The sequence below is a fragment of the Arthrobacter sp. NamB2 genome (genome assembly GCF_005281365.1).
GTDB lineage: Bacteria > Actinomycetota > Actinomycetes > Actinomycetales > Micrococcaceae > Arthrobacter_D.
In genome coordinates, this window is sequence record NZ_SZWI01000001.1 from 612,606 (window position 1) to 626,110 (window position 13,505).

At 68.2% G+C, this 13,505-nt stretch carries 13 protein-coding genes and 1 tRNA gene; 9 read left to right on the forward strand and 5 right to left on the reverse strand.

Features of this window, described 5'->3' with window-relative positions; genetic code table 11:
• Positions 1–17 precede the first annotated feature (17 nt).
• Both FDK12_RS02795 and FDK12_RS02800 read left to right on the forward strand, forming a co-directional pair.
• Complete coding sequence (locus tag FDK12_RS02795) at positions 18–206, forward strand: DUF2795 domain-containing protein (RefSeq protein ID WP_137368094.1); 189 nt, start codon at positions 18–20, stop codon at positions 204–206.
• A gap of 10 nt (positions 207–216) precedes the next feature.
• Positions 217–1,311, forward strand: a complete 1,095-nt coding sequence (locus tag FDK12_RS02800; protein WP_223263042.1) for a cation diffusion facilitator family transporter — start codon at positions 217–219, stop codon at positions 1,309–1,311.
• A 46-nt stretch (positions 1,312–1,357) separates the two neighbouring features.
• On the opposite strand, the gene FDK12_RS02805 is transcribed toward FDK12_RS02800, so the two are convergent.
• The 4 genes from FDK12_RS02805 to FDK12_RS02820 form a co-directional block, all read right to left on the reverse strand.
• On the reverse strand, positions 1,358–1,840 hold the full coding sequence (locus FDK12_RS02805) for a VOC family protein (protein WP_137368095.1): 483 nt from the start codon (positions 1,838–1,840) through the stop codon (positions 1,358–1,360).
• Between the two features lie 203 nt (positions 1,841–2,043).
• The gene (locus FDK12_RS02810; RefSeq protein WP_137368096.1) at positions 2,044–2,763 is read right to left on the reverse strand and encodes a hypothetical protein; all 720 of its coding nucleotides are present in this window, start codon (positions 2,761–2,763) and stop codon (positions 2,044–2,046) included.
• A 42-nt stretch (positions 2,764–2,805) separates the two neighbouring features.
• Positions 2,806–3,048, reverse strand: a complete 243-nt coding sequence (locus tag FDK12_RS02815) for a hypothetical protein (protein ID WP_137368097.1) — start codon at positions 3,046–3,048, stop codon at positions 2,806–2,808.
• 171 nt (positions 3,049–3,219) lie between these two features.
• Positions 3,220–3,292: transfer RNA gene (locus tag FDK12_RS02820), tRNA-Lys, on the reverse strand.
• Between the two features lie 195 nt (positions 3,293–3,487).
• On the opposite strand from FDK12_RS02820, the gene FDK12_RS02825 reads away from it, so the two are divergent.
• The gene (locus FDK12_RS02825) at positions 3,488–4,477 is read left to right on the forward strand and encodes a 2-hydroxyacid dehydrogenase (RefSeq protein WP_137368098.1); all 990 of its coding nucleotides are present in this window, start codon (positions 3,488–3,490) and stop codon (positions 4,475–4,477) included.
• Positions 4,478–4,505: 28 nt separating this feature from the next.
• On the opposite strand, the gene FDK12_RS02830 is transcribed toward FDK12_RS02825, so the two are convergent.
• Positions 4,506–4,973: a hypothetical protein gene (locus FDK12_RS02830; RefSeq protein ID WP_137368099.1), complete on the reverse strand. Its 468-nt coding sequence runs from the start codon at positions 4,971–4,973 to the stop codon at positions 4,506–4,508.
• A gap of 229 nt (positions 4,974–5,202) precedes the next feature.
• On the opposite strand from FDK12_RS02830, the gene ilvD reads away from it, so the two are divergent.
• From ilvD to FDK12_RS02860, 6 genes are all read left to right on the forward strand, one after another.
• Complete coding sequence (ilvD, locus tag FDK12_RS02835; protein ID WP_137368100.1) at positions 5,203–6,906, forward strand: dihydroxy-acid dehydratase; 1,704 nt, start codon at positions 5,203–5,205, stop codon at positions 6,904–6,906.
• Between the two features lie 364 nt (positions 6,907–7,270).
• Positions 7,271–9,151: an acetolactate synthase large subunit gene (locus tag FDK12_RS02840; protein WP_137368101.1), complete on the forward strand. Its 1,881-nt coding sequence runs from the start codon at positions 7,271–7,273 to the stop codon at positions 9,149–9,151.
• Between the two features lie 2 nt (positions 9,152–9,153).
• The gene (gene ilvN / locus FDK12_RS02845; RefSeq protein ID WP_104117994.1) at positions 9,154–9,666 is read left to right on the forward strand and encodes an acetolactate synthase small subunit; all 513 of its coding nucleotides are present in this window, start codon (positions 9,154–9,156) and stop codon (positions 9,664–9,666) included.
• 51 nt (positions 9,667–9,717) lie between these two features.
• Positions 9,718–10,743, forward strand: coding sequence for a ketol-acid reductoisomerase (gene ilvC, locus FDK12_RS02850; RefSeq protein WP_137368102.1), 1,026 nt, complete (start codon positions 9,718–9,720; stop codon positions 10,741–10,743).
• A 214-nt stretch (positions 10,744–10,957) separates the two neighbouring features.
• Positions 10,958–12,550 (forward strand): phosphoglycerate dehydrogenase, encoded by a 1,593-nt coding sequence (serA, locus tag FDK12_RS02855; protein ID WP_137368103.1) that lies wholly within the window; start codon positions 10,958–10,960, stop codon positions 12,548–12,550.
• Between the two features lie 12 nt (positions 12,551–12,562).
• A complete protein-coding gene (locus FDK12_RS02860; RefSeq protein WP_137368104.1) occupies positions 12,563–13,492 on the forward strand; it encodes an acetamidase/formamidase family protein in 930 nt (309 codons plus the stop codon).
• Positions 13,493–13,505: the final 13 nt, after the last annotated feature.

The window sequence follows — 13,505 nt, forward strand, 5'->3', positions numbered from 1 at the left end:
ATACGAAGGAGCACCACATGGCAGATCCGAGCCCGATCGACATCCAGAAGGCACTGGGCGGCATGGAGTATCCGGCATCGAAGGAGGACCTCGTCCAGCACGCGAAGGACAAGGGCGCCGACGACGCGGTCCTGGACACGCTCAACGGCCTGCCTGACCGCGAGTTCGACTCGCCGACGGATGTGAACAAGGAAGCGTCCAAGTAGAACCACACCGGTGACGGCACTTCCGACGCACGCCGGGGAAGTGCCGTCATCGGCGGGGGCGTCCCGGAAGGACGGCATGAAGAACCAGGCATCGCACGATGGCCGGCAGTCCGAGTCCGAGGACCACGGGGACCGGACGGGAGCGTCGGGTGGGGAGGGCGTGCTGACCGTCATCATCGCGTTCGTCGCGAACCTCCTGGTGGCGGCCGCCAAGACCGTCGCGGCGATCATCACCGGTTCCGCCTCGATGACGGCGGAGGCCGCGCACTCCTGGGCGGATACCGGCAACCAGGTGTTCCTGCTCATTGCGGAGCGCACGTCCCGGCGGCGCCGGGACACGTCGCATCCCATGGGCTACGGCCGGGAAGCGTACGTCTGGTCGATGTTCGCCGCCTTCGGGCTGTTCACGGCCGGTGCCGTCGTGTCGATCACGCACGGGGTGCAGCAACTGCTGGAGCCGGAACCAGCGGGGGACTACGGCGTCGCCTACGCGGTCCTCGCGGTCGCCTTCGTCCTCGAGGGGATCTCCTTCACGCAGGCGTTCCGGCAGGCGAAGAAGGCCGGGCGCGAGCGGGGCACCACCACGTTGCGGAGCGTCTCCACCACGTCGAACCCGACACTGCGTGCGGTGTTCGCGGAGGACGCGGCGGCGCTGATCGGCCTCGTGATCGCGTTCCTCGGGATCCTGCTGCACCAGCTGACCGGATCCCCGGTGCCGGATGCCGTCGGTTCTATCCTCGTGGGGGTTCTCCTCGGCGTGATCGCCCTCATCCTCATCGACCGCAACCGCCGCTTCCTCGTCGGCCAGGCCGTGTCGCCGTCGACGCTGGAAGCCGTCGCCGCCCGGCTGACGGCCCACAGCAGCATCGAGCGGGTGACCTACCTGCACCTCGAGTACGTGGGCCCCGAGCGCCTCTACCTCGTGGCCGCGGTAGACCTGGTGGGTGACCGCCGGGAGCACGACGTCGCGGTGTCGCTCAGGGGCGTGGAGCGCAACATCGAGCAGCACGAACGGATCGAGGAAGCCGTTCTCACGCTGTCCACGCGCGACGAACCTGCTCTCTCCTTCCCGGCGGGGAACGGGGCCGCCGCCGGAGGAGCCTGACGCCCTGAGGCTCCGACGCCACGGAACACGGCAGCGGCTCGGCGTGTCAGACGCCGGTGGCGTCCCCGGCCGTGTCCACGGGAGCCGGAGTCGACCCTGCCACCGCCGCATCCTGCGAGGACCCGCCGGCGATGTTCACCATCCAGGTGATCCCGAAGCGGTCGACGCACATACCGAAGCTGTCCCCCCACGGTGACAGGGCGAGGGGCACGATCTCGCTGCCGCTGAGCGAGAGCGCCTCCCAGTAGCGGCGCAGTTCGGTCTCGTCGTCGCCGCTGACCGACAGGGAATGCCCGGCCGGGGCCGAGTACTCCATGCTGTTCGGCGTGTCCGCGGCCATCAGGACCTGGCCGGAGGGAGTGGTCAGCATCGAGTGCATGATCTTGGACTGCTCCGCGGGGTCCTCGCTCACCTGGTACTCGGCGAAGGTGCTGCTCTGGAGCTCCCCGCCGAACACGGACTGGTAGAACTCCATCGCCTGCGCGGCGGTGTCCCTGAAACTGAGGTAGGTGTTGATCGTCGCTGCCATGGTGTCCGCCTCTGACCGGTGGCTCTCGCCACGCTCGATGGGTGCCGGTGATGGTTGCGATTATGGTCCAGCCAGGCCGTTCAGGGAAGGGCAGCAGGAAAGGGCAGCAGGGGAGGGCAGGACGACGAGGGCCGCGGAGTTCTGCAACCGGGGGGCTGTGGAGCTGTGCAGCTGTGGAGCCGCGGTCCGCAGCTTCCGGGCGATCAGGAGGGCGTCGGCTCGGGGCGCGCGCTGATCGCGCCCGCGATCTTCTCCTCCAGCGATGTGATCGTGGCGTCCGGCAGGACGATGAGGCCGTCCAGTTCGCGCCGGGCACGGCGGTAGGCCGTCTGGCGCTCGGCGGCGGTGGCGGCGTCGTCGATCGCCACCGTCACGAGCTTCCGGGCCGTCTCCAGCCGTTGCCGCTCCTCCACGCTGAAGCCGCTCGCCCGCACGCGGCGGGCCTCGGTCTCGGCCACCTGGAAGGCGACGTCGTACGAGGTGACGGCGGACCGGTAGTCGGAGAGCTCCTCGGCAGTGACCGTGGTGGGATCCTCGGGTCGGAGGGAGTCCGCTTCCCGTTTGGCCCGGAGGAAGGCGACCGTCAGGGGCTCCCTGACGTCGGTCATGGTCGGGTAGTCGATGAGCTTCGCCGCGTCGAGTTCGTAGGACAGCCATTTCCGGTCGATCTCGTCGTGGAGGCGTGCGACCTGCTGTACGCTCCGTTCGTTCCCGCGGTCCGGCCGCTCCTGACCGTGTGCGGGGTGCTCGGCCGGCCCGTGCCCCTCGACGGCATTCGGGTGTTTCAGCCGGTACAGCTCCATCCTGCGCTGGTGGCGGCGCTCGCTCGCCTCGGTCCAGGACCGTCCCCACACGGCGAACACGCCCGAGAGCGGGAAGACGAGCCACCAGTAGTGACCGGCGAAGGACAGGATTTCGTTCACGCGTCCATGGTAGGCCCGGATGCCGGCGGGGCGCCGGGCGCATCAGTCCCCGGACCGCTCGCGGCCCGGATGCTGCCTTCGCGTCCTCCGGAGGAGCGACGCCAGGATCAGCCCGCTGACGAGGAGATGCAGGACCGATAGGGACGGCAGTACCGTCAGGAGCAGGGTGGTGACGAGACCCAGCAGGACCGCGACCTGCAGGAACGACAGGTAGTGGGCCGGGATGGGTCGGGGCCACGGATGGAATTCGATGGTGGGCGGCGCGTCGGCGGCCTTCCTGAACATGGTGTCCTCCGGAGTCGGATACCTGCCATCGTGCAGGAGTCCACGGCGCCCGGGCAACGGGTATCCGGCACGCCCTGCGGTGTTGACCGGACCGGGAAATCGCCTGGACGACGGAGAAAAGACGAATCCCCGTCCTCCAGGCGGCGAGACCTGATGAACGGGGATTCGAGGTGCACCCCTCGGGACTTGAACCCGAAACCCATTGATTAAGAGTCAATTGCTCTGCCAATTGAGCTAGAGGTGCGTGGCGTTTTACCTCCCGATTTCACTCGCTCGGGTCATCCGCAACAGCATGAAACTCTACCAGTACTTGAGCCGAAACCTTAAATCGGGGTGGCTCTGCCGGTCCGTAGGGTCCCAGATCGATCGTGGCGGACCCCGCAGTGTCCACTCTGTGGAATCGACGGACGCGACGACGCCCCGGCGCTAGGCTGGCGCCATGACGAATCCCGCTCCGGCCAGACACGACCACTCGGACACGGCACGCCAGGAGGTCCGAACCCTGAGCGTCCCGTCCGCCGAGTTGCGGAATGAACTGGCGGGCGTCTCGCCTTCCGTCGAGGTCGTCCTCTGGGACTTCCTCGACGCGCCGGACGGGTTCGATCTGACGGAGCTCGACGCCGCCGTCCTGCCCTACACCGGCCGCGCCCACCTGGATGGCGCGCTGGACTCCGCTCCCAATCTGATGCTGGTCCAGACGCAGTCCACGGGCTACGACGGGGTCGCCGACCTGGTGGCCCCGGAGGTAGCGATAGCGACGGCGTCAGGGGTGCATGCGGCGGCGACCGCCGAGCTGGCCGTCGGACTCGCCCTCGCCTCGCTGCGTGGCATCGACGACGCCGTGCGCCAGCAGGCGGAGGGCCGATGGCACAGCGCCCGCTATCCCGGGCTGGCCGACCGTCGGGTCCTCCTCGTGGGTGTGGGTGGGATCGGCGAGCAGATCCGCAAGAGACTCGCGCCGTTCGAAGCGACCGTGACGCGCGTCGGCAGCGCGGCGCGCGACGACGAGTTCGGGCACGTCCACGGCTCCGACGAACTCGTGGCGCTCGCTCCACACCACGACGTCGTCATCGTCATCACGCCGCTGACCGAGGCGACGAGGGGCCTCATCGGCCGGGACGTGCTCGCGGCTCTGCCGGACGGAGCGCTCGTGGTCAACGTGGCCAGGGGTGCGGTGGTGGACACCGGGGCGCTCACGGCGGAGGTGATGGCAGGGCGCCTCATGGCGGCCCTCGACGTCGTGAATCCTGAACCACTGCCCGAGGGACATCCGCTGTGGAGCGCGCCCGGTGTTCTCATCACACCCCACGTCGGAGGGAACACGGAGGCCTTCCCGCCGCGGATCCTCGCGCTACTCAAGCGTCAGGTCGAACGGCTCGGAAGCGGCCGGGAGCCGCTGAACCTCGTGCGGCGGGGCCCCTGGGATTAGCGCAGTCCGGCTCACAGGGCCGCGGGGCTCATGCCATCGAGATGAACGACTCCATGAACGCCCTGAAGTCGGTCACGTCGTCGTCCTGCGCCAGCCGCAGGGGACTGCCGGGACCGATGTCGAGCACGGGGGCCTCCGAGACACCGAAACGGAAGGCGCGCCCGGTGCTCGTGCCCACCTCGTAGCTGTCGTCGTCGTCCCACTGCAGTGCGTGGGCGAGGTTCGTCATGTTGACCTCGACGGGCACGCCGGCGCTGGTGATGGCGGTGAGGTCGACGGGCGCGATCATGAGCTCGACGGGCTTCCACCTGTACCCGATCACATAACCGGTATCCGCCGTGACCGCTTCCCCCCGCCCGGCATGGCGTGCTGCGTACACGAGGTTGTAGTCGCCGTAGTTGGGAATCTGGGCGTCGAACACGCGCCGGAGGGCGTTCTTCAGTCCCTGCCCGCCGTCGAGCGGTGGGGCGGGGTCGCGGGGCTCGTCAGGAGTCATGTCACGCCGTTGCGGTAGGAGGCTGTCGGACGTGTCCCCTCGGGGACTGCTCGCGGTGCGCTCGGCCTGCGGGCCGGAATCGCCCGCGAAACCCACACTGTACCGGAGGCTCGACCCACGGCACGAGGAGCCGCGCGGGAGCTCCGGGCTTCTGTCTCCGTCGCGGGGGGTTGTAACAGGAGGGTCATACGGCGAAACGGGCCTGTAACGCGGGCCTAGACTTGAACCCATGAGCGCGGAAACAACCCCAGACATCAAGCCAAGAAGCCGGGTCGTCACAGACGGCATCCATGCGGCACCGTCCCGCGGGATGCTGCGAGCCGTGGGCATGGGCGACGACGACTTCGCGAAGCCGCAGGTCGGCGTGGCAAGCTCCTGGAACGAGATCACTCCCTGCAACCTGTCGCTCAACCGCCTGGCGGAAGGCGCAAAGGCGGGCGTGCGTGACGCGGGCGGGTTCCCCATGCAGTTCGGTACGATCTCGGTGTCCGACGGCATCTCGATGGGCCACGAGGGAATGCACTTCTCGCTCGTTTCCCGTGAGGTCATCGCGGATTCGGTGGAGACGGTGATGCAGGCCGAACGTATCGACGGGTCGGTGCTCCTCGCCGGGTGTGACAAATCGCTTCCGGGCATGCTCATGGCGGCGGCCCGCCTCGACCTCGCCTCCGTGTTCCTGTACGCGGGCACCATCATGCCCGGCTTCGCGAAACTCGAGGATGGCACCGAGAAGGAGGTCACCCTGATCGACGCCTTCGAGGCGGTCGGAGCCTGCGCTGCAGGCAAGATGAGCCTCAAGGACCTCGACAGCATCGAACGCGCCGTCTGCCCGGGCGAGGGCGCGTGCGGTGGGATGTACACGGCGAACACGATGGCCTGCATCGGCGAGGCCCTCGGGATGTCCCTGCCGGGCTCGGCAGCGCCGCCCTCGGTCGACCGCCGTCGCGACATGTTCGCGCAGAAGTCGGGCGAGGCGGTCGTGAACCTGCTGCGCCTCGGCATCACGGCCCGCGACATTATGACGAAGAAGGCGTTCGAGAACGCCATCGCAGTCACCATGGCGTTCGGCGGCTCGACGAACGCGGTGCTGCACCTGCTGGCGATCGCCCGCGAGGCGGAGGTCGAACTGACGCTCGACGACTTCACGCGGATCGGTGACCGGATCCCGCACCTCGGCGACCTCAAGCCCTTCGGCCGCTACGTCATGTTCGACGTCGACAAGGTGGGCGGCGTGCCGGTCATCATGAAGGCACTGCTCGAGGCCGGCTTGCTGCACGGGGACTGCCTGACGGTGACCGGCAAGACCCTTGCGGAGAACCTCGCGGAGATCGAGCCGCCGGACCTCGATGGCAAGATCCTCCGCGCGCTCGACAACCCGATGCACAAGACCGGTGGCATCACCATCCTGCACGGTTCGATGGCTCCCGAGGGTGCCGTCGTCAAGAGCGCGGGTTTCGACGCCGACGTCTTCGAGGGCACCGCGCGCGTCTTCGAGCGCGAGCAGGGGGCGCTCGACGCACTCGACGCCGGCGGGATCCACGCGGGCGACGTCGTCGTGATCCGCTACGAGGGGCCGAAGGGCGGACCCGGCATGCGGGAGATGCTCGCGATCACCGGCGCGATCAAGGGTGCCGGTCTGGGCAAGGACGTGCTCCTGCTGACCGACGGCCGCTTCTCCGGAGGCACGACCGGCCTCTGCATCGGCCATGTGGCCCCGGAGGCTGTCGACGGCGGTCCCATCGCCTTAGTCCGTGACGGCGACCGCATCCGCGTCGACATCGCAGCCAAGAGCTTCGACCTCCTGGTCGACGAAGCGGAGCTCGAGCGGCGCAAGGAGGGCTGGGCGCCCCTGCCGGCCCGCTATACGAAAGGCGTCCTGTCGAAGTATGCAAAGCTCGTGCACTCCGCATCCGAGGGTGCGTACACGGGCTAGGGGTGCCAGAGGGGGATCCGGGCTGGAGGAGGAACTCCGGCCCGGATCGTGCCGATCAGGCGGGTGACGTCCACTCACCGGACAGCCTGTCCACGATGCGAGACGGGGACAGGTGCGGTTGACACCCTTTCCGCAGGGCGTGGAAACTACAGGTATGCAGCTCGAACCCGTAGTCGTCGTCCTTATACAGCGCGTGGCCTGAACCCCGTCCGGTAGACGACTACAGTCACGCGCAACCCCTCGCAGAGCCTCATACGGCTGAGGGGTTTTTTTGTTGACACAACCTGTCGGCAAGGAAGCCCGTGGAAGTCCGTCCGCAGTCATAGCTGCAGCAGTGCAGCACCCGTTCCAAAGGAAGTCTCAGATGTCCAAGGGATCGCCCATCAGCCCAGCGCTGCTGGCAGCAAGGCCAGCACCTCCCGCAGCACCCGCGCGTGAGACGGCCCCCGTCGTCCCTGTGAGCGCGGTGCGCGGCCCGAACAGGGTCGTCCCGCCCACCGAGATGCTCGGGTCGGCGGCGATCGTCCGGTCCCTCGAGGAGCTCGGCGTCGACGACGTCTTCGGTCTCCCCGGCGGAGCCATCCTCCCGACCTATGACCCGCTGCTGGCGTCGACGAAGCTCCGTCACATCCTCGTCCGCCACGAGCAGGGAGCCGGCCACGCGGCACAGGGGTACGCCATGGTGACAGGGCGTCCTGGTGTCTGCATCGCCACCTCGGGTCCCGGTGCCACCAACCTCGTGACGGCGATCGCCGATGCCCACATGGACTCGGTGCCCATGGTCGCGATCACCGGCCAGGTCTCCAGCGCCTTCATCGGGTCCGACGCGTTCCAGGAGGCGGACATCGTCGGCATCACGATGCCGATCACGAAGCACTCGTACCTCGTCACGAAGGCCGAGGACATCCCGCGCGTCCTGGCCGAGGCGTTCCACATCGCCACGACGGGACGTCCCGGGCCCGTGCTGGTCGACGTCGCCAAGGACGCCCAGCAGTCGTCCATGACCTTCTCCTGGCCGCCCAAGGTGGACATCCCCGGTTACCGGCCCGTCGTCCGCGGACACTCCAAGCAGGTGCGCGAGGCTGCACGCCTCATCGGTGCCTCGCAGCGCCCCGTCTTCTACGTGGGCGGTGGCGTGGTCAAGGCGCATGCCTCGGTCGAGCTGAAGGAGCTCGCCGAGCTCGTCGGCGCCCCGGTTGTCACGACCCTCATGGCGCGGGGTGTGTTCCCCGACTCGCACGACCAGCATGTGGGAATGCCGGGCATGCACGGCTCGGTGTCCGCGGTGACGGCGCTGCAGCAGGCGGATCTCCTGATCACCCTGGGTGCGCGCTTCGACGACCGCGTGACAGGCGTGCTGTCCAGCTTCGCCCCGCATGCGAAGGTGATCCACGCGGACATCGATCCTGCCGAGATCTCAAAGAACCGGACCGCGGACGTCCCCATCGTCGGCTCGGTCAAGGAGATCATCCCTGAACTGACTGCTGCGGTACGCGAGGCGTTCGACGCACAGGAGCGGCCGGACATCTCGGCATGGTGGAAGACCATCCGCCACCTGCGCGAGACGTACCCGGTCGGCTTCACCCAGCCCGACGACGGCCTGTCGGCTCCGCAGCAGGTCATCAAGCGCATCGGCGAGTTGACCGGACCCGAGGGCGTCTTCGTCTCGGGCGTCGGCCAGCACCAGATGTGGGCTGCCCAGTTCATCCAGTACGAGCGCCCCCATGCCTGGCTCAACTCCGGCGGCCTGGGCACCATGGGGTACTCCGTCCCCGCCGCGATGGGTGCCAAGGTGGGCAACCCGGACCGCGTCGTCTGGGCGATCGACGGCGATGGCTGTTTCCAGATGACCAACCAGGAACTCGCGACCTGCGTCATCAACAACATCCCGATTAAGGTCGCGGTGATCAACAATTCGTCGCTCGGCATGGTGCGGCAGTGGCAGACGCTCTTCTACGAGGGCCGCTACTCGAACACGGACCTCAACACAGGCCACGACACCGTGCGCGTCCCGGACTTCGTGAAGCTCGCCGACGCATACGGTTGCGTCGGCCTGCGATGCGAGCGGGACGAGGACATCGATGCGACCATCGAGCAGGCACTGGCCATCAACGACCGCCCCGTCGTCATCGACTTCGTCGTGAGCCGCGACTCGATGGTATGGCCGATGGTGCCCTCGGGCGTCAGCAACGACCTCATCCAGATCGCCCGCAACATGACCCCCACGTGGGAACAGGAGGACTGACGGTGGCACGACACACCCTTTCCGTGCTCGTCGAGGACGTGCCCGGCGTCCTGACGCGAGTCGCCAGCCTGTTCGCGCGGCGGGCGTTCAACATCAACTCCCTCGCGGTCGGACCGACCGAGGTAGCGGGAATGTCCCGCATCACCGTTGTGGTGGAAGCCGAGGGTGACCTCCTCGAGCAGGTCACCAAGCAGCTGAACAAGCTCATCAACGTCATCAAGATCGTCGAGCTCACCTCGGAGCAGTCCGTGCAGCGCGACCACGTCCTGATCAAGGTCAGGGCCGACGCCGCGACGCGCCTGCAGGTGACCCAGGCCGCGGACCTGTTCCGGGCCTCCGTCGTCGACGTGTCGATCGACTCGCTGATCATCGAGGCCACGGGCACCCCCGAGAAGCTCTCGGCGCTCCTGTCCGTGCTCGAGCCGTTCGGCATCCGCGAGATCGTCCAGTCAGGCACCCTCGCGATCGGCCGAGGTGCGAAGTCGATGAGCGACCGCGCCCTGCGCAGCGCCTGACGCACCCTTCCCAACCCCTTTCCAGCATCACCCACCCAAGGAGAAACACCCGTGACCGAGATGTTCTATGACGACGACGCAGACCTTTCCATCATCCAGGGCCGCACCGTGGCAGTCATCGGCTACGGCAGCCAGGGCCACGCCCACGCCCTGAGCCTCAGGGACTCCGGCGTCGACGTGCGCGTTGGGCTGAAGGAAGGATCGGCGTCGCGCGCCAAGGCAGAGGCCGAGGGGCTGCGGGTGCTCTCCGTCGCCGAGGCGACCGCCGAAGCGGACCTCATCATGGTGCTGACCCCCGACCAGGTGCAGCGGCACGTGTACAAGGCCGACATCGCACCGAACCTGCAGGCTGGTGACGCCCTGTTCTTCGGCCACGGCTTCAACATCCGCTACGGCTACATCCAGCCGCCCTCGGACGTCGACGTCGCCCTCGTGGCCCCCAAGGGTCCCGGCCACATCGTCCGCCGCGAGTTCGAGGCCGGCCGCGGCGTCCCCGACCTCATCGCCGTCGAGCAGGACGCCTCGGGCAAGGCCCGCGACCTCGCCCTGTCCTACGCGAAAGCGATCGGCGGAACCCGCGCGGGGGTCATCGAGACCACCTTCACGGAGGAGACCGAGACCGACCTGTTCGGCGAGCAGGCCGTTCTGTGCGGCGGCGCGTCGCAGCTCGTCCAGTACGGCTTCGAGACGCTGACCGAAGCAGGCTACAAGCCTGAGGTTGCGTACTTCGAGGTGCTGCACGAGCTCAAGCTCATCGTCGACCTCATGGTCGAGGGTGGTATCGCCAAGCAGCGCTGGAGCGTCTCCGACACGGCGGAGTACGGCGACTACGTCTCCGGCCCGCGCGTGATCACCCCCGAGGTGAAGGAGAACATGAAGGCAGTCCTCGCGGACATCCAGAACGGTGCCTTCGCCAAGCGCTTCATCGACGACCAGGATGCCGGAGCTCCCGAGTTCACGGCGCTGCGTAAGAAGGGCGAGGATCACCCGATCGAGAGCACGGGCCGCGAACTGCGCAAGCTCTTCTCCTGGATCAAGACGAACGACGACTACACCGAGGGTTCGGTCGCGCGCTAGCGCCAGCCCCCTTCGGTCCTTCCGGCAGGACACGTGATCGACGCTCAGTGACGAGCACGTGCCCTGCCGGAGTCGTGTCCGCTCCTGTCCGGCTCACGGCCGGTGCGCTCGCGACACCGCCCGAGGACGTCCCACACCGCCTGATCCCGTTCGATCCCGCCTGATCCGGTTCGATCCCGTTCGATACAGCCAGTTCCCCGCAGAAGGAAATCCCGTGACCACCAAGCCCGTCGTCCTCCTCGCCGAGGAACTCTCACCCGCAACCGTCGAAGCACTGGGACCCGATTTCGAGATCCGCAGCACCGACGGCGCCGATCCCACCCAGCTCATCGCGGCGCTGGCGGACGTCGATGCCGTCCTGGTGCGCTCGGCGACGCAGATGGACGAGGAGGCCATCAGGGCTGCCCCGAAACTGAAGGTCATCGCACGCGCCGGAGTGGGCCTGGACAACGTCGACATCAAGGCGGCCACCCAGGCCGGCGTCATGGTCGTGAACGCTCCGACGTCGAACATCATCTCCGCCGCGGAACTCACCGTCGGCCACATCCTCAGCCTCGCGAGGAACATCCCGCAGGCCAGTGCGGCCCTGAAGGCGGGGGAGTGGAAGCGCTCGAAGTACTCGGGCACGGAGTTGTACGAGAAGAACATCGGCATCATCGGCCTGGGCCGCATCGGTGCACTGGTCGCGGCGCGGCTGCAGGGGTTCGGCACCACGATCCTCGCCTACGACCCCTATGTCACCTCGGCGCGCGCAGCTCAGCTCGGGGTGCGCCTCGTGTCGCTGGACGAGCTGCTGCGTGAGTCGGACTTCGTGACCATCCACATGCCGAAGACGCCCGAGACCGTCGGCATGCTCGGCGCCGATGCCTTCGCCCTGATGAAGGACACCGCGTACGTCGTCAACGTGGCCCGCGGTGGTCTCGTCGACGAGGAGGCGCTGCACACGGCGCTGGAGCAGGGCCAGATCGCCGGCGCAGGCGTTGACGTCTTCGTGAAGGAGCCCAGCACCGATCTTCCGTTCTTCGCGCACGACAGCGTCGTCGTCACGCCGCACCTCGGGGCGTCCACGGAGGAAGCCCAGGAGAAAGCGGGCATCTCCGTCGCGAAGTCCGTGCGCCTCGCACTCGCGGGTGAACTCGTACCCGACGCCGTGAACGTCGCGGGCGGCGTCATCGACCCCGCGGTGCGCCCCGGCATCCCGCTCATGGAGAAGCTGGGTCGCATCTTCACGGCACTGACGCACGCCTCCCTCACACAGATCGACATCGAGGTGGCCGGGGAGATCGCCTCCCTGGACGTCAAGGCCCTGGAGCTCGCCGCGCTCAAGGGTGTCTTCACCGACGTCGTGTCCGAGCAGGTCTCGTACGTCAACGCCCCCGTCCTGGCGGAGCAGCGCGGCGTGACGTGCCGCCTCGTCACCACGCCGGAGTCGGAGGAGTACCGTAACGTGCTGCGCCTGCGCGGTGCGCTGTCCGACGGGTCGCAGATCTCGGTCGCCGGGACCCTGACCGGGCCGAAGCAGGTGGAGAAGCTCGTCGGGGTGAACGGCTACGACCTGGAGATCCCGATCAGCGACCACCTCCTGGTGCTGCTGTACACCGACCGGCCCGGCGTGATCGGCGCCCTGGGACGGCTCCTCGGGGAGCGCGGCATCAACATCGCCGGCATGCAGGTGGCACGCAACAAGGAAGGCGGCCAGGCGCTGTCGCTCCTGACCGTCGACAGCTCCGTGCCGCAAGACGTCCTCGACGCGATCCGCGCCGAGATCGGTGCCACCGTGGCCCGGGAAGTGGATCTTCAGGACTGACGGGAGCCGAGAATGGCGACCCACCGATTGCCCGCGGCGCCGGAGACGGCCACGCAGGTCCTGTCGCGGGACACCCCGCCCGTCCTGCGGATCCAGCCCGGAGACCGTGTCGTCGTCGAATCCCTCGACGCGTGGGGGCACCTCGAACGCCAGGAGGCACCGGGAGCGGTGACACCCTACCGGTTCGAGGATCGTCGGGGCCATGCGCTGACCGGACCGATCGAGGTGGCCGGCGCCATGCCGAGGGACGTGCTGTCGGTAGGCTTCGACACGCTCGAGACCGCCGAGTGGGGCTGGACGGCGGCCGGACGCCGCGATGACGCCTTCATGCGCAGCATGGGACTGGAGGGCACCGATCCGGCCTGGCTCCTGTGGGAACTGGACAGCGGGGCCGGAACGGGCACGAACCAGTATGGGCATGTCGTCCGGCTCGCTCCGTTCCTCGGCGTGGTGGGGCTTCCGCCGATCGAGCCGGGCGAGCACTCGACGACGCCGCCGCGCACGCAGGGCGGCGGCAACATCGACTGCCGTGAGCTCACGGCCGGCTCGACGCTGTTCCTGCCGGTCACGGTGCCCGGCGCGTTGCTACACCTCGGTGACGGCCACGCGGCACAGGGCGACGGCGAGGTGGGTGGCACCGCCATCGAGTGCGGCATGACGACCACGCTCACGGTCGACATCGTGCGGGACGCGCCCCTCCGCTCCATTCACGCGGTCACTCCGACGTCGCGCATCACGTTCGGGTTCGACGCGGACCTTAACCGGGCGACGGCGGAGGCGCTCGGTGCCATGCTCACCTGGCTCCAGCAGCTTCACGGGGTGGAGCGTAAGGTGGCGCTCGCCCTCGCCAGCTCCGTCGTCGACCTCCGGGTCACTCAGATCGCGAACCACACGTGGGGCGTCCACGCCGTGCTGGCAATCGACGCCGTAGGGCAGGGCTGACCGGGGACGGACC

Coding starts and splice junctions, on each gene's coding strand:
- FDK12_RS02795 (WP_137368094.1), top strand. CDS start 18: ATGGCAGATCCGAGCCCGATCGACATCCAGAAGGCACTGGGCGGCATG.
- FDK12_RS02805 (WP_137368095.1), bottom strand. CDS start 1,840: ATGGCAGCGACGATCAACACCTACCTCAGTTTCAGGGACACCGCCGCG.
- FDK12_RS02815 (WP_137368097.1), bottom strand. CDS start 3,048: ATGTTCAGGAAGGCCGCCGACGCGCCGCCCACCATCGAATTCCATCCG.
- FDK12_RS02825 (WP_137368098.1), top strand. CDS start 3,488: ATGACGAATCCCGCTCCGGCCAGACACGACCACTCGGACACGGCACGC.
- FDK12_RS02830 (WP_137368099.1), bottom strand. CDS start 4,973: ATGACTCCTGACGAGCCCCGCGACCCCGCCCCACCGCTCGACGGCGGG.
- ilvD (WP_137368100.1), top strand. CDS start 5,203: ATGAGCGCGGAAACAACCCCAGACATCAAGCCAAGAAGCCGGGTCGTC.
- FDK12_RS02840 (WP_137368101.1), top strand. CDS start 7,271: ATGTCCAAGGGATCGCCCATCAGCCCAGCGCTGCTGGCAGCAAGGCCA.
- FDK12_RS02860 (WP_137368104.1), top strand. CDS start 12,563: ATGGCGACCCACCGATTGCCCGCGGCGCCGGAGACGGCCACGCAGGTC.